Annotated in this window: 13 protein-coding genes; 5 read left to right on the top strand and 8 right to left on the bottom strand. The window is 36.1% G+C overall.

Going from position 1 to position 15,767, the window contains the following annotated elements; translation table 11 throughout:
• Position 1 precedes the first annotated feature (1 nt).
• From GWK09_RS05915 to GWK09_RS05880, 8 genes are all read right to left on the bottom strand, one after another.
• Positions 2 to 1,945 carry a site-specific DNA-methyltransferase gene (locus tag GWK09_RS05915; protein WP_204260361.1) on the bottom strand — a complete coding sequence of 648 codons (1,944 nt, stop codon included), beginning with the start codon at positions 1,943 to 1,945 and terminating at the stop codon, positions 2 to 4.
• A gap of 3 nt (positions 1,946 to 1,948) precedes the next feature.
• Positions 1,949 to 4,696 carry an ATP-dependent helicase gene (locus tag GWK09_RS05910; RefSeq protein ID WP_163692065.1) on the bottom strand — a complete coding sequence of 916 codons (2,748 nt, stop codon included), beginning with the start codon at positions 4,694 to 4,696 and terminating at the stop codon, positions 1,949 to 1,951.
• A gap of 119 nt (positions 4,697 to 4,815) precedes the next feature.
• Positions 4,816 to 5,469, bottom strand: a complete 654-nt coding sequence (locus tag GWK09_RS05905) for an NUMOD1 domain-containing DNA-binding protein (protein WP_163692064.1) — start codon at positions 5,467 to 5,469, stop codon at positions 4,816 to 4,818.
• A complete protein-coding gene (locus tag GWK09_RS05900; RefSeq protein ID WP_163692063.1) occupies positions 5,462 to 6,865 on the bottom strand; it encodes a primase-helicase family protein in 1,404 nt (467 codons plus the stop codon). Before GWK09_RS05900 ends, GWK09_RS05905 begins: the two co-directional genes overlap by 8 nt.
• 208 nt (positions 6,866 to 7,073) lie before the next feature.
• On the bottom strand, positions 7,074 to 7,820 hold the full coding sequence (locus GWK09_RS05895; RefSeq protein WP_163692062.1) for a hypothetical protein: 747 nt from the start codon (positions 7,818 to 7,820) through the stop codon (positions 7,074 to 7,076).
• Between the two features lie 164 nt (positions 7,821 to 7,984).
• Positions 7,985 to 8,962: a DUF3871 family protein gene (locus tag GWK09_RS05890; RefSeq protein WP_163692061.1), complete on the bottom strand. Its 978-nt coding sequence runs from the start codon at positions 8,960 to 8,962 to the stop codon at positions 7,985 to 7,987.
• A complete protein-coding gene (locus tag GWK09_RS05885) occupies positions 8,943 to 9,836 on the bottom strand; it encodes an AAA family ATPase (RefSeq protein WP_163692060.1) in 894 nt (297 codons plus the stop codon). The genes GWK09_RS05890 and GWK09_RS05885 overlap by 20 nt, the downstream gene beginning before the upstream one ends.
• Positions 9,837 to 9,950: 114 nt before the next feature.
• Positions 9,951 to 10,295: a hypothetical protein gene (locus GWK09_RS05880; RefSeq protein ID WP_163692059.1), complete on the bottom strand. Its 345-nt coding sequence runs from the start codon at positions 10,293 to 10,295 to the stop codon at positions 9,951 to 9,953.
• A 164-nt stretch (positions 10,296 to 10,459) separates the two neighbouring features.
• On the opposite strand from GWK09_RS05880, the gene GWK09_RS05875 reads away from it, so the two are divergent.
• From GWK09_RS05875 to GWK09_RS05855, 5 genes are all read left to right on the top strand, one after another.
• On the top strand, positions 10,460 to 10,753 hold the full coding sequence (locus tag GWK09_RS05875) for a helix-turn-helix domain-containing protein (protein WP_163692058.1): 294 nt from the start codon (positions 10,460 to 10,462) through the stop codon (positions 10,751 to 10,753).
• A gap of 53 nt (positions 10,754 to 10,806) precedes the next feature.
• Positions 10,807 to 11,505 (top strand): hypothetical protein, encoded by a 699-nt coding sequence (locus GWK09_RS05870; RefSeq protein ID WP_163692057.1) that lies wholly within the window; start codon positions 10,807 to 10,809, stop codon positions 11,503 to 11,505.
• A 90-nt stretch (positions 11,506 to 11,595) separates the two neighbouring features.
• Complete coding sequence (locus GWK09_RS05865) at positions 11,596 to 12,393, top strand: DNA adenine methylase (RefSeq protein WP_163692056.1); 798 nt, start codon at positions 11,596 to 11,598, stop codon at positions 12,391 to 12,393.
• Between the two features lie 60 nt (positions 12,394 to 12,453).
• Positions 12,454 to 14,358 (top strand): ATP-binding protein, encoded by a 1,905-nt coding sequence (locus tag GWK09_RS05860; RefSeq protein ID WP_204260360.1) that lies wholly within the window; start codon positions 12,454 to 12,456, stop codon positions 14,356 to 14,358.
• A 19-nt stretch (positions 14,359 to 14,377) separates the two neighbouring features.
• Positions 14,378 to 15,685 carry a hypothetical protein gene (locus GWK09_RS05855; protein WP_163692054.1) on the top strand — a complete coding sequence of 436 codons (1,308 nt, stop codon included), beginning with the start codon at positions 14,378 to 14,380 and terminating at the stop codon, positions 15,683 to 15,685.
• Positions 15,686 to 15,767 lie beyond the last annotated feature (82 nt).

Below are 15,767 nucleotides of genomic sequence, written 5' to 3'. Positions count from 1 at the left end.
ACTATCTTTCTAATTCTGAAAATATGGCATGAGGAACTTTGATAATGTCTAAATCCTCAGGAATAGTATCTTGTGCTATGTCTATGCCTTTATTCGTGTAAATCGCTAAGGATTGAAAATCAGGTTGTTTTTTTAAAGAATTGTAGATTGTTTTAATCTCCTCGTTAGTAATTGTGAGACTCCTTTCTTGTGGTGTTGCCAATAAAGCTAAACCGTATACTGCTTTGTTTGAAGTGCCTAGTATTTTGCCAACTGTTGGCCTATTTTCTTCATCCTGGAATATTTGAACAGGAAAAACACTGATGTTTTGAACTGCAAAGTCATAAGATTGTAATAGAGATTCTTGAATGAACTGTTTGCCTAAGGACCAATTAAATTCTCCTTTTTTGGTTTCTTCATCTATACTAATAATAGATTCTCCTAAGTGATAATATTTAAAAGAACCTCCTCCTTGCCACTCGTATTCTTTGCTAATTCCAGTTTTATCTACACCTCCAATCACATTTTTCATTCGAGGAATTATATGTGATTCTGCTTGTTCTCCAATCTCAATACCAATCCATTTTCTATCCATTTTATGGGAAACTCCAAATGTTGTCCCAGAACCACCAAAACAATCTAAAACTATATCTCCAGGCGATGATGCCATTTCTATTAATTTGGAGATTAAAATTTCAGGCTTCTTACCACTTTTAAATTCTACACCTCCTTCGTGCCTACAGTTGCCGAAGTATGAAGCTAAATCAATAAAGTTACTTATTGGCACAAATTTATATGTAACATCTTCTGATTGCCTGTTTTCGGGCACTCCTTGATAGTATTTACCTCTTGTTGCAGTTTCCCTTTTAGGTCCAGTAAAATATCTATATCCTCTCCCGTCATCACCAATATTGGATACTTTGTAAAGCACTTTTAAACCATCGATTTTATCTCTACCAGTTAAATAATCTCTGAAAAACCTACCAGAGGAATTACCATCTAAAATACTACCTGAAGCCCATATTTCTTTAAGCCCTTTTTTACTGGGCTCCGCCTTAATGATTTTATAACTACCTTCTTTAAAAATTCCTACTGTTTTTCCCCCAAGTTGAATTTCAGAATCTGGCTCAGATAATTCTTTAATATAATAACAGAATTTTTCATCCGTATATTCTACTTGATCTCTATTGACATCTCCTTTGACATCTGAATTCTTTCTATAGATATACACTTGCTCTATTAGTTTATTAAAGAGCATATCTTCTTTTAAAGTCTTTTCATCATATCTTACTTGGATATACATTGTTACAAGGAAGTTGTCTCTTCCAAAAACATCGTCCATAACCATTTTACCGTATGGGCCTTCACTATCATCCAACTGAACAAATACAAAACCCTCTTCCTGAAGCAAATCCTTTAAAATTACAAGTCTATCTCTGAAAAGAGTTAACCATTCCGAATGCTCCAAATTATCATCATAGTGGTCAAATGCAGCACCTGTATTATATGGTGGATCTATATAAATACACTTTACTTTTTCATTGTCTGGTAGTTTATCAAAATGCTTTTTCAAGGTGTTTAATGCCAAAAGATTATCACCTTTAATTAGCATATTTTCAACATCTAGTGCATCTTCTTCATTTTCTATTTCTTGAATAGAATATTCTTTAACTGTACCTGGCAAAGTACCTTCTTTATCTTGCTCAACTGCCTTAAATGCTTTTTTAAATACTAGAGGCCTTGCTTCTTTTACACGAATATCATCTCTATTTACCCAATAAGGTGTATTTCCTTTTCCTTCTTTCTCATTTAACTCATAAAAAAGTGCTTCTTCCTTGTTAATCCAGTTAATACGAGGAGCAGGAATATCTGATTCTGATTTAATGCTATTCTCATCAAGATTGATAATTGCTTTCTGCTTATTATACCACTCCAGGGATAATGATCCTTTATATTTTTTTGCCATATTTTAATTTGTTTTAATCCCCGAACAAAGAGGTTTTACCCAACAACTTACGCAGGCAGTTGGAGCACATGATTTTTCTAAGTTGTTGTCTCTTATTTCATTTGCAGATGAAATTATACGCTCTTTTATTTCTTCTATTCTCGAATTTTCTAGTCTTTGCGTATGCTTGGAATTCTTGCTCTCATCTAAATTATATATTTGAAGTCTGTCAGCAGTTTTGCCAGTAAGCTCCTTATAGCCCAAAGCATACATAGATAATTGTTCCATTGTAATATCCTGGTCTTGAGACTCCTTTTTACTTTTGAAATCAATTATAGTAGTAATTTCATTTCCATCTAAATCCAACTTCTTAATCAGGTCCATTCTTCCATTTACTAGAATACCGTCACCAAGATCAATTTGAATTTCTTGTTCAGCGTATTCAATCCTATCAAACTCTTCATAGTTTTCTTGCAAATATGTTGTGGCAACCTTATTGGTGGTTTCTTTAATGTCTTCTAATACCTTTTCAGTAGCATAAGGTATATGAACATGACTATCTACTAATTTACCTATATTTAATTCTAGTACATTTTCACCATTTAAATGCCTTCTGTGTATTTCCATGAGCACATTATGAATTGAATTCCCATAGCCCATTTGTTCAGAAATGGGAAATACAAACCCATAAAGACTAAGTATCTTGAATCTATATGGACAATCAAAAAACGCCTTTAATACTGAGAAGTTAAGTTGTATGGCACCAGTATCAGCTTTAGGTTTAGGAGTTAAATTTTCTAAATGTGAATAATCAGGGTTCTTATCTGATATTATATAATCTGAATGACTAATTTCCCTGGCGAAAACAGATTCGTGCTGATATAATCTATTTTCTACACTCCTAGTTAAGAATAAATATTTTTGAGAGCGCGTTATGGCTACATAAAAGAGCCTTCTTTCTGCTTCAATGCTGCCCTCAAGTCTTTCTTGATCTTTTATCCACTCACGCTCAATAAAATGCCATATCTGTTTCCCTCCAGGTTTTTTAATAGGCAGGTAATTTTTATTTAACCCAGGTACGAATACAACTGGAAACTCTAGACCTTTTGCCTGGAATATGGTCATTATTTGTACTGCATTTGGTTTTTTATAACTATTATTTAGCCATCCCTCTGGATAATAACCGTCTGCAGAATATCGGAGAAAATTTAGAAAGCGACTTAGTTTATATATCGGTTTATCTTTAAAATGAATACTTTCAAAATCATTTATGATTTGAGAAAACATCCCTAGATTATAGAATATCACCTCATTTATCTCATTACCAACAATACCTTCATGATCTTTCTCGGCGAATGTTTCTTCAAAAAGATTTGCTTCCTCAATAAAATTCCAAAAAATCTCTTGAATATTGAATGTGCTGAAGTACATCTTGGCTCTAGGCCGTTTCTTATCCAAATTGTCTATAGCCGCTAGAAGAGCTTCACGTTTAATATTGGCTGTTACAGCTTCCCAATATGCTAATAAAGTATCAGCCTCAATATCATTATTTAAATATTGATAGATTGCTCTTGCGGCTCTAATTTCAGGCCGTTGAAACAAGTTATTTACGCCGCCTACAACGAATGGAATATTTTCTTCTGTTAATTTATCAATAATTGAATTAGCCTTCCTCCAAGTTCGTAATAAGATTGCACAATCCGAATAATCAATTCCGCGAGGGATGGAGTCTTCCTTGTCTTTAAACTTTTTTCCCCTTAACTTCTTGACTGTGTCCGCTATAAATTGATTCTCATCATCTAATTCCTCATATTGATTATATATGATATCGGCATCTTGATATCGTTGATGCCCTTTAGCATTCATCACTTTTTCTAACCTTAAAGCATTGTGCGAAATACATTTTAAAGCGGAATCAATAATACCTTTGGAAGACCTGAAATTATCCTCAAGCTTTATATAGCTAACATCTTTGTATCGTTCTTTAAATTGCTGTATATATTTTACATCGGATAAACGCCATTCATAAAGAGTTTGATCATCATCGCCAACTACACAAACATTACAATTCGATTTGGATAATTCAACGATTAGCTGTTCTTGAATAGGGTTAACATCTTGGTATTCATCAACTACTAAATACTTTAAATTTTCATATAACCTTTCTCGAAAGCTTTTATCAGTATTAAGGTTCTTTAATACTTCACTCATAATCATAGTAAAGTCAAAATATGAGTGCTGATGTAATAATGATTCATAGCTCTCAACAGCCTCTTTCCATTCAGCAGGTAATTGAATCCCTTCATTTAGTTCGGCTTCCCTTAGAACAGCGAGAATACCTAAGAATCTTCCCGTATCCTTATACCTATCCATTCCCACAGAGGCCATCCCGATAATATTATAGTATTTATCAACAAAAAGCTTCTGCTTAATTTCATCCAGAATGGAATATTTCTGAAAGTGAAAGATATTGTCCTGTATGGCCTGCAAGCACCAGGAATGAATAGTTCCAATATACATTTCAGCCAACCCCTTGATATCACCAAGTTGTTCTCGGCATAGTTTTAGGACCCTTGTTTTTAGTTCTGCGGCTGCCTTTTCCGTATAGGTAAATGCAATAATATTTTTAGGAATTATTTCTTTATCATCCTTTAGAATATTCACAATTCTTTGAGAAATAACTTGTGTTTTTCCCGAGCCTGCACATGCTATTATTTGTAGGTTATCTTTTATTGTATTAATAGCATTTTGCTGCTCTTTGGTGTATTGCATCTGGGAAGTAATCTATTTATATTTATCTCCTATAAAAATAGACAAAGCCTTTGTAAAAAAAAGATTTGCTAAATGTTCTTAGCAATAAAAAGGGCAACATTTCTGCTGCCCTTTCATTCTTAATCGAGGTAATACCATCGAAAACCTCCTGATTTGTCTCGTTCTCCTCTACAGCATCTTGAGATGCAAGTTTTGGAAATACCAGTTTTAACTGACGCCTCTGCAACCGATGAATATTCAGCTAAAATATTGCCTTCCAAATCGATTTGGATTACTAATTTTCTCCTACCCTCTACGGGCGGGACAAAATGCTCAGGGCCTTTGTAACTCCAATAATACCCCTTACAGGTTCGGTTCTCCCCGGAACAGGCTTTCGCAATACAATTTTTATGAGCGTCTACTGAATTACCTGCTTCTTCCAAGGAATCGTACTCAGCGAGTATTGCAATTGTGTCGATATCATATTGATAGACCTTCTTCTTAAAACCACCACCTGAATCCTGATTAAAGCCATTTTCTAGAGCATCATATTTCAGGATATACTCTTGCTCTTTATCGGCGAGCTCATTCAGGCTATTGGCAGTATCAATCTGCTCCCAGGTGAAAGCTTCGGGACCATAAGTCCCGATTGCTTCCTGGAAATAGCTGCCAATTCCTTTATTGGCTTTTTGGATATGATCTTCTATTCGATCTTCCAAATCTTTGGTCGTGGCCCCTATGTAGACTCTACCAGAGGCTCGGTGCAAAGCTTTATATATGATACGCTTAAGCATCCTGCACCTCCTTTCTTATTCTAAATAAATAATTACCTCCTGTTGGTTTGGTTTCTAATGTTGCTCTTTTAGATGCTGCAAATGAGTCTAACCATTTTTTCATTCTATGGGGGGCAATAGGTGCTAACTCAGGATAAAATTCTTGGAATGTCGCTTCAAATTCCCTTTTATCCTGCCATTCTCCAAATTCTATGAAGGTTTCGGCAAATTCTACAAACTTCTCATTTGTTTTATCCTTCAATTTCGCAATTCCGAGATTGATTGGCTTCACTTCGATTAGTCCGTGCTGCAAATACTCCTTTGCGCAATTCATCATAAACTGAAAGAATTTATTCCACTCAGATTCTGACCAATCATTGCCAAAAAATCGATTGCCAAATTCCATCTCTGGAGTATAGTGGGCACTATAATAATTTGATAGCTCAAATTCGTGACGCCTCCTTTCGTCTGAAGATCCTCCAGGGCCATTAACGGGATAATTTGATGAAATCATGATTTTAGGAGCGTTTTCCGGATCAATATAAAATGCCTGTTGTCTTTTCCTCTCAACTTCAATGCCGGATGTGATCATGGCATAGAATCGCTCAAGGCTGACATTGCGATCAAGGTCGTCGTACACCAAAATATCTGTCGTGATATCAATTCGCTGATTTCGAAACCAACTGCCCAATTTATTCTCTTTACCATCAAAAATCTCTACAACACGACATTTTGACAATGCCCTGCCAAGTAGTGACTTCCCGGTTCCACCATGCGCCTGATTATTTTGACCCATGTTCTCATCATAAAGAATAATCGCTTTAGTTTCACTAACCTCTTTATTGCGATGCAATAAATATCCAAGGATTGTCTTTAGCGCTAAAAATCGCTCTTCGGACTTACCAGTGATGTTATTACAGAACTTTTCAAATTGGCCCATTTGATCATCCGTGGGGGGCTCGAAAACCCTCATATTAAGGCGATTCTCCCAAATTGGCCATTGAAGGTGTTCATAGGGATGAATATCAATTTCATCCTTTGTTACTTTGCAAAAACAGTTCTGATAATAGAAATAGGAATTATCCGTTTTATCCCTGTCATTGACAAGTTCAATTAATTTCAAGAAATTAAAACTCCTTCTATTAACGTAACTACCCGTACTGCGGGCGTATTTCTCATAAACATCCAATTGATCATTTTCTAGTAGGTAATCTCTAATGGTATGATCTACATGGGCCTCATTAGCCTCAGACATCATATTGTTTACCATTCTAACGAGAATCTGATCTTTATCAGAGGCTTTTGCCATAGCAAACCCTTTACTTTCTAAAAATTTATAAAGCTTTGTGTTTAAAATTTGGATCTTCCCATTTTCATCTTGTTTCCAAAAATTGACGTTGTTATTGTTGTTAATCATTTTTCAAAAAATTTGATCTCCATTCGTTAATAATAGTCTGCAACGGAATGGCCACGCTGCTGTTGATAAATGAGAGGGTGAGAAATGGCGATCGCTTAAGCTTTATTCTCACCACGATTCCTGGTACCGCGGAGTACTCATTTAATCTGCAGCTAAGATCTCTATATTGTGTGCGTAATGTTGAGGAAACTATTTTGTCCCCAAATGATTATTCTTTATAAAAGTCTGGATTACTGAATGTTGTGAGGAGTCTGTTTTTTGATTCAGTAACTATAGTTGGGACCTTTTGATTGAATGCACTAAGCCTTTTTCTAGAATCCGTGATGGGAGAATATCTATCTCCATCTTTGTATTCTACCATGTTATCAATAAAGCGTCCATATTCTGAATTGGATCGATACTCTATCTGTTTGTTTTCTCTCAGAAGGTGAAAAAAGTAAAGCACATCGGCTTTGTTCCAATTAAATTTGAGTTTGGCTTCAGCATATGCAAAAGGATACTTGGAGTAATGTTCAATATCCTGAATGTATCTTTCTAATTGTTGTAATATCTGATGTTTTATTTCATCATTGAGGTAAAGTGACTCTCTTATCTTAGAGGACCAAGGTAGAGATTGATTGATAACAAATTTACCGTAGTCCTTTATAGCATCTGGATTATACAATTGCTTTTCATCAATCTTTCTTTGGAATTCATTAAAATGTTGTTCCGCCATTCTAGGAATATTCATTGATAAGAAGTCATCCAAAAAGGTCCTGTAAACTTCTCCCACAACATAACCATTATCATCGATGTCATCTAGCTTGATTTTAAAATCTTCTTTTGAATCCAAACTCTCCATTTCGTGAATACTTGGCTGTGCGTCCGAACAACAACGATAATATATTTTCAGTGTGTGATATTTCTTCTGTGTAGTAAAATCGGTAAACCTTAGTTTTTTAGAAATATAGCTCATATGCTAATTTGCTTTAGGAAGTTGACAACTTGGCTGTCGTCAACTTGTCAAGTTTTATTAAAGATAGTAACCCCCTCCCTATTATTTTGTCAGGAGGGGGCTCTTTATTCCTAATTTTAAAGAATGTTTGATGACTCCTAAATCACAAAATAGCCATAGAATTATTATGACAGAAGCCAATTTGCAGAACCATTTTGCATCGAATTTCCAAGCATATTCACTAGTTCATACGCGTGTACGGAGCGCTCAAAAGAGTTATCTATGTAGGAGGACTTGTTGGCTTCGGTAAATAGGTTGTAAAGGTTCCAAAGGTTTATGGATCCGTCTTCTTCCTTTCCAAAATTTGAACACCCATAGTACTCCTTAACCACACGAGTCACTTGGCCATCATTCAAGGCTATGGGAAATACCTGCTCAGTGTCTTTTCCCAAATAAGGATACATCCTAAGCTTTCCCACTAAATGGGCAAACTGCTGTTCATTTAGGCTAAATCCGCTCATTCGTTCCATCATCCCCAAATGCTTTTCCATGTTGTACCCCTGAACCAGCTGTTGCACTGCTTCAGACAACTCACTTACTGATCCTACACGTATCTTGTTGGAGAACCCATCTGTCGAAATACACAGATTGGTGCAAACCCAGTTTTTAAACCCGACAAATACCTTAAATTTTTCCAGGGACTTTTTACTGTAGAGGTTTTCCTGGTTGTAAGCTCTAACCCCTCCAATGCTTAAACTAAGTGTATTCCCGTTGACTGTTTCTGTAATACCAGGAATGTCAATTAAGAAGGCACAACGCTCATAATAAATGGTTTTCTCGTGTTCTGATAACTCTTTGGCAGGTTTCCCTACTGCAGAAGGAATACGCCCTTTCACCATATGACTCGCCCTAATCTTTGGAGCAGCTATTTCAAATTCAGGATAGAGCTCACGAGCAACTTCGTAGACTTGATTTATAAACTGAGCGTGACTTATCGTGGATTCATTATCCTTAGAAAACACAGGGATGATGCAGTCCTTTTTTAAGTGTTCCAAAGTTACTTCCTCGGTGTTGGCTTCTATGAACCCACTAGAGGAAATATAGCTTTTGACATGCTCCTGGTTGAGCTCACGCGGGAAATAATTATTGATTGTCTGTTCCATTTGTTTTTTCTTTAGAGGGCTCAGGTATAATTTGCTTGTTGGATATAATACTATGGTGGTTCTCCAGTGCCTCTTTTTTCTTTAGAAGCAAAGGAGTTATTTCGCTTTGTATGCTTTGATACTTGGCGTATAAATGGCGAAGGCCAGCCACATCTGTACAGGATTCAATTTCTTTCCTAGCGTCTGCAAGGCTCAAACCGATGCTACACCACTGCATGAGTTTCTTACCTGTTGCCGCGTTAATCACGAATTCAGGCTTGTCCATGAATAGTCCAGTACGATCTTTGCTTGCTTTTGCCAGGTGCTGATCATTAATAAGCTCAAAGTTTACGGTCAGCTCATATTCAAAACCTTCGCGTGTGATTTCCTTGGTACCGTGCTTGACCACTTGAGTTCTACCATTGGAACCCAGGTCCAGTGAGTAATCAATTTTTCGTCTGGTGGTCGTAATTACATGACAGGAAGAATTTAGAATAGCATCTAAAAATGCTTGGTGTCTGGGTGAAATTTTAGCCCAATCCTGAAAACGTCCTCCCAATTTTTGATGCAGTTCAAGACACCCTTCTTTTCCTTGCCATTCATGGGTAATACTATCTATGATAATGACCTCCATTTGGGCCTTCTCGCACGTTTTAATGGCCTCTATGTGACGTTCTGGACTGTAAGGCTCCGTTAGTGGCAACACATTAAAATCGCCTAAATGAGCGTACAGACTGGCACTATTATTTTCGGTGTCAATAACAACGATCTTAGACCAATCATTAGTGATCCCATGTGCTAATAGAAGAGCTGAATAGGTTTTTCCGAATCCACTGGCTCCACTTAGGCCAATCCTTAGCTTTACCTGATGTCGTTGTGCTTGTTGTAATTTCATGATTTGATATTTATGAGGGTTAATACTTTTTCTGATGATGTGTTATCATGGTCTTGGTGAGTAAAAAAAAGGGACCCCGATTGGAGTCCCCATTTGTTAAAGCATAAACAAGAATTAAGCTGCTGCAAGCATGGTTTTTAGTGGCTTAGTTTCAAGATCATCCAGTTCGCTCACGAATTCATAGCGATGGTTTAGGGTAATGATTTCACCAGTCTCAGGGATGGCATACTCATAAGGATCTACCTTTACTTTCTTGATCCGTCCATCCATTTCAGTCCCAATTAAGGCTTGACACATGGATGCGTCAAAAGTGCATGCTACTTTCGCTGTTTTGGCAGTCAGGTAAAGCTTTCCTGTTTTTTTACTTCGGACTGCTTCGACTTCTCCTTGTACGACAAGAACCTGAAAGTCTGTTCCATCCTCTCTTTGATACGTTTTGTAATCTGCAATCGTAACCATAGTTTTTACTTTTTAGATTATTAATAAATGATTGTTGCGGGGGAGCCCGCAAAATCCAAAAAGGGTGGGGGGTGATCTTTAGGTTAGATCGCATTTTCATTTAGGCTTGGGGTAAAAAAATTTTTAAAAAAAATTTTCGAGTTTTGAAGTAAAACAAAGCTAAAATGAACAATCTGAAATTTGAAGATCTGCCATCAGCTATGGAAATTGTCCTTGATAAACTGACGAAATTAGAAGAAGAGTTACAGGCGATTAAGGAAAACTTTCAGCCCAAGCATCCAGAAGAATTATTAACAAGGGAGGAAACAGCGGAATTTTTAAAAGTTTCCATGACAACTTTGTGGCAGTGGTCCAGAAAAGGTATTTTGCCTTCTTATGGAATTGGGAATAGGGTATATTATAAACGCTCTGAATTAGAAAATACTCTCGTTAAATTAGAAAGTAAAAATTACGGATAGGTTATTATTAAAAAATTTCTGGAAAAACTACGTTCTACAACAACTCAAATTAAATGACTGAACTTCTTGAGACTACATACAACAAAGTCTTAGCTCTAGACGTTGATTGGCCGATTGAAGATTTTATAGTGGTTAAACTGGTCGAAGACTACCGAAATTACTGGAAGCCAAAGGAAATTAAAACTATCCTTTTAGCTGAATCTCATGTCTATACAGAAAAAAACCTAATAAGAACGAGGCATTGCTTAAATATTTCTGGATATCCTAAAGGCTACGTGCGATTTGTTTACAACTTGGCCTACGGACAATCAAATATCTTGAATGAGCCGTTGGACAAAAATACAGGAACCCATCAATTTTGGAATCTATTCAATCAAATAGTGGATAAAAACTTTCAAGTAACTAATAACCCTAATGCAGGTAGTAAATTGAAAGAAAAAATTAGCTTGTTAAAGTACATGAAGAAATCTGGGATATGGCTCCTGGACTGTAGCATCGTGGCTGTTTATAAAAATAAAGAAAAGCCATCTAAGAATGATTACAACAAGATATTGGACACTTCATTTCAGAACTATTGCGAGCCGATTATTGAAGAGTGTAACCCCAACAACATTATCGTAGTGGGTAAAACGGTATACGATTTGGTTATTGGGAGATTATCTAATAAAGGGTATAATATAGTTTGGATTCATCAGCCAAATGCCATAATTTCAAGTTCTAAGAGAAGGGGAATTGCAAATACGGGAATTTAAATCCGAAATTTCATGATTTACATTACTGTTCATTTAGAAGAAATCAGTTTTGATCCTTTATAACTACGAAATCATCAAGCCATCACGAAAATGAAACCTAAACCATTTTTAAAATGGGCAGGAGGAAAGAGATGGTTTGTAGCAAACTACAAGAACATAATTCCTCAATTTAACGGCAAATATGTTGAGCCATTTTTGGGTAGTGGTGTTGTGTTTTTTCATCTTACTCCCAGAAAAGGGATTATTGCGGATATAAACGAGGAATTAATTACCACATATCAAGCTATCAAGGATTCACACGTCAGAGTAACAAATGAGTTGAACAATCTTAAGGAATTAGGTGCAGATTACTATGATGTTAGAGAATGGAGCCCTGAGGATAGAATTCAAACAGCCGCGAGATTTATTTATTTAAATAGGACTTGTTGGAACGGATTGTACAGAGTAAATAAGCAAGGTCAATTTAATGTTCCTAGGGGAACAAAAAAAATAGAAAATTATCCCGAAGATGACTTTTCAGTTATTTCAAATTCCTTACAAAAAATTCATATACGCAAAAGTGACTTTAAGCGAACAATAGGATATGCCAGAGAGGGTGATTTAGTTTTTACGGACCCCCCTTATACCGTACGACATAATAACAATGGATTCATAAAATATAATGAAAACATATTCTCATGGGAGAACCAAAAGGAGCTTTCATATTCACTAATCAAAGCAGCTGAAAGGGGATGTAAAATCATTTGCACAAATGCTAACCATTCCAGTATAAAAGCACTATATCCTAAAGAGCTTTTTAGTATTAAAGAAGTGTCAAGGTTTTCGAGTATATCCTCAAAGACTTCTTCCAGAAATGTCTATAAAGAAATTATAATTCAATCAATTTAAATGGAGTCATTTTTTGATCAAACGAGGTATTCTGACAATCCCCTTTCCAAAATCGTTCAAATGGTAGAGCGAGACGATAAGTTCGAGGTTTCAGAGCAATTTGAGAAAATGAGATTTATAGGCTACGTCCTAGAAATTGGATATGAATATGTAACTATAATTACTGCAGATAGTTATAAGCAAAATGTTGGTGGAATCCCAAGAGGTTCATTTTTGGTTGCTGTTCCTGATAAGTTGGATGGATTGCCTCCTCACTTTTCCCTTTTACGTGTAGACTCAACTGCTCCTACTCCATTATCCAAAGAAGTTCAACAAACATATTTTGAGTTGCATAAAAGATCAATGCCTGAAATTGATCGCTTTACCGCTGGCGAATTACAATGGGGGGCGTTAAAAACCAATGTGATGGGAATGTTTTATCCTAATCCTTCAAATAAAGACAAAATTGAATTCTCTGGAGATGTAAACAATGTTGTATCTGGTCACCGATACAAAGTATACTCTCCTACTGCAGATATCTTGGAGATTATAGTAAACGGTACTCTAAATCCAAAAAATCAATGGTCTCTTGGAAAGCTGAGATTCACAGAATGCCAGCTTCCTTTTCAGAACATAGCACCTTTAGATGTAGATGCTATGGTTAGTACTGAAGACTTCAAGGGCTTTAGAACAGCGATGTTTGGAAAAACTCGACTTGGAAAATCAAATGTTGTGAAACTGATTGCAGAAAGCCTTATTGTTTCAACAAAAGATGATAAATCTGTCGGACAGTTGATCTTTGATATTAACGGTGAGTATGCCAATGATAACCCCCAAGATGGCAATATTTCTATCAGAAGCAAATATTCAGATAGGTGTGAAGTATACGCCATAAATAAAAGACCTGAAACTCCCTCCAAGCCGCTTAAATTGAATTTCTATTTACAGCCTGAAAAAAGTATAAAAATAATTGGTTCATTGCTTCGACAAAGCGGTAGAGATTCAATTTATATTACAAATTTTGGAAGCTTAGACTTGCCTTCTATTGAGGATATTCAAGGTTTAAGTTCGGGGGATAAATTACGAGCACAAAGACGAATCTTGGCCTATTGGGCTTGTTTATATGAAGCGGGATTTTCCAATGGAGTCGTTGGAAACCCCTTAAGAACAAAGGGTAGCTCATTAAATCCCCAGTTTTCCGAAGGTCTGAGAATGAGAATCTATGATGTTCAAGATCCCTCAGATTTGCCTGAGCCTCCAACTGAGCTAAACTCTCTTGTGACTGAATTCAAAAGACTAAATTCATTCAGTAGAAATAATCCAGATGACCCTAGTCTAAAGTCAGGAAGTGGTAAAAAATTAATTGACCCAGAACTATCCTCCATATTATCATTTCTAGATCCAGGAGGAGTAGGTGCTGGAGCATCTAAATTACTACCACCTATTAAAAAATATCACGACAAGGAAGCTGGGGACTTTATAATAGAAATATTATCTCATATTGATGAAGGTAAGACCGTCATACTAGACTTAGGAAGTGCAGACGAAACGGTTAGATCTTACTTTTCAGATTATTTATCAACGGAGATCTTTAGGCATCAGGAAAGAAAATTCACTTCAAACAATCTAGGCAAACATTACGTCCAACTCTATTTTGAGGAGGCCCACAACTTGTTTCCGAAAAATGATAATGATGTAACAGATGTCTACAGTCGATTTGCAAAAGAGGGAGCAAAATTCCACATAGGAATGGTTTATTCGACACAATCCCCTTCTACCGTAAACAAAGACCTTTTAGCTCAAACAGAAAACTTTTTTGTCGCTCATCTTTCAAGTCAGGACGAGGTAAATGCATTAGCAAAACTTAATACTTCATATGATGGGCTTCAAAGAGATATATTGAACTCAAAAACAAAAGGGTATATCCGAATGCTAACATTCTCCAATAGGTTTGTTATTCCTATTCAAGCAAAGCTATTCCAATAAAATATTAACTTTTTACAATATGCCATACGAAGCAGGAGGAAGACTTGGTGCAGAACGTGCTAGTAAATTAAGCCATATAGATGTGGTGAATTCACCATTAGTAAACAAGCTTATTGAAGAATTTGAACACCCAATTGACTTAGAATCTCTCGGAGAAATCAACCTCGAAAATATCCCCGAGGATCAAAAGGTATTTTCTCATGTTTTTGCAGTTGATGGATCAATACAGCATATTGATTCTGGACAAGGCAAGGTGTTGAGACAAATGGCATTTGTGAAAACAGCCCTCTACAGATTAGATCAGAATAGATTGAGCAAAATGGATCCATTTGCCCCTCATCCTCTGGCTATAAGGGCATTAATGAATGAATCTGCCATGTTTCATGCCACTGTTTTCCCATTAAGAAACATAAGATTGGGGCAGAACTCTGTTTATGATTCAATAAGAGAAATAATATTTGAGTCTTTAAATGATCCAAAGTTAGAAGATGAAACTTTCTCTATTTTTGAGACTCTTAAATGGCTTGCATATCAAAAATGGGATGGAAAAACAAACCGATCTCCTAGTTTTCAATGTCCACATTGTGAAAGAGATATAGAGGGGCTTTCATATGATCATGATAAGGAAAACTGTATTCATTGTGGGCAAGAGGTTTACTTATCTGATATGCTTGGTTTTCATTTAGAAATGGGAGAGGATAGTGCCCCTGGTAGTGTTGCATCTTCATATATGATGATCCATGAAACCTTATTTTTATTTGCAGGCATTAGGTATCTCTGGCAATCTGGTCAAAGGGATTTATTTGACAAGTGTTTATTTCTTAAAGATGGTCCATTAAATCTGAGAAGCCAATATGTCAAGTTAATAGATCCGATAAGGAACTTCTTAAAATTTGCCTTTGAACAGGGTACTATAATTTATTTATGTGGACAGGAGAAGACAGGAATGTTTGTTGATCACCTCAACCTAATTTCTAGGAAATTAAAACCAAACACCTACTTTATACCTGATAATGACTATATCCGATCACATGTGCAGCAAAGAAAAGCAGAAGAGCAATATGGATATCGGACAAATTATGGGAATAAGCTTTTTGTGAAAATAGGAGATCACCATCAAATGGTGATCATGATAGCCACTGGAAGTTATAAGAATTCCAAGTCGAAAGACGATTTCATAGGATTTGATAGAATTGTCGGAACATTAAAGTATTTTCTTAGTTTTAGGCATGAAAATGCTTTGGTGCCTATTGAAATGGCACATGGAGTTGCTTCGTTAAGCACGTACCCAAGTGCCCAAATCTTTAGGTTATTTGCCAATTTATAGATTTGATATTTGATTCATTCAGGGGGGTAATGCAATTAATTTGATAATGATTCACAACCTTTTGAGTTGGCAAAAGTTCCTA

Origin of the sequence: Muriicola jejuensis (genome assembly GCF_010671595.1) — a bacterium.
GTDB classification, from domain to species: Bacteria; Bacteroidota; Bacteroidia; order Flavobacteriales; family Flavobacteriaceae; genus Muriicola; species Muriicola jejuensis.
Note: the sequence above shows the minus strand (reverse complement) of the source record. Positions and strands in the feature narration are given on the sequence as shown.

Coding starts and splice junctions, on each gene's coding strand:
- GWK09_RS05910 (WP_163692065.1), bottom strand. CDS start 4,696: ATGCAATACACCAAAGAGCAGCAAAATGCTATTAATACAATAAAAGAT.
- GWK09_RS05900 (WP_163692063.1), bottom strand. CDS start 6,865: ATGATTAACAACAATAACAACGTCAATTTTTGGAAACAAGATGAAAAT.
- GWK09_RS05870 (WP_163692057.1), top strand. CDS start 10,807: ATGACTGAACTTCTTGAGACTACATACAACAAAGTCTTAGCTCTAGAC.
- GWK09_RS05895 (WP_163692062.1), bottom strand. CDS start 7,820: ATGAGCTATATTTCTAAAAAACTAAGGTTTACCGATTTTACTACACAG.
- GWK09_RS05915 (WP_204260361.1), bottom strand. CDS start 1,945: ATGGCAAAAAAATATAAAGGATCATTATCCCTGGAGTGGTATAATAAG.
- GWK09_RS05890 (WP_163692061.1), bottom strand. CDS start 8,962: ATGGAACAGACAATCAATAATTATTTCCCGCGTGAGCTCAACCAGGAG.
- GWK09_RS05905 (WP_163692064.1), bottom strand. CDS start 5,469: ATGCTTAAGCGTATCATATATAAAGCTTTGCACCGAGCCTCTGGTAGA.
- GWK09_RS05860 (WP_204260360.1), top strand. CDS start 12,454: ATGGTAGAGCGAGACGATAAGTTCGAGGTTTCAGAGCAATTTGAGAAA.
- GWK09_RS05875 (WP_163692058.1), top strand. CDS start 10,460: ATGAACAATCTGAAATTTGAAGATCTGCCATCAGCTATGGAAATTGTC.
- GWK09_RS05885 (WP_163692060.1), bottom strand. CDS start 9,836: ATGAAATTACAACAAGCACAACGACATCAGGTAAAGCTAAGGATTGGC.
- GWK09_RS05855 (WP_163692054.1), top strand. CDS start 14,378: ATGCCATACGAAGCAGGAGGAAGACTTGGTGCAGAACGTGCTAGTAAA.
- GWK09_RS05880 (WP_163692059.1), bottom strand. CDS start 10,295: ATGGTTACGATTGCAGATTACAAAACGTATCAAAGAGAGGATGGAACA.
- GWK09_RS05865 (WP_163692056.1), top strand. CDS start 11,596: ATGAAACCTAAACCATTTTTAAAATGGGCAGGAGGAAAGAGATGGTTT.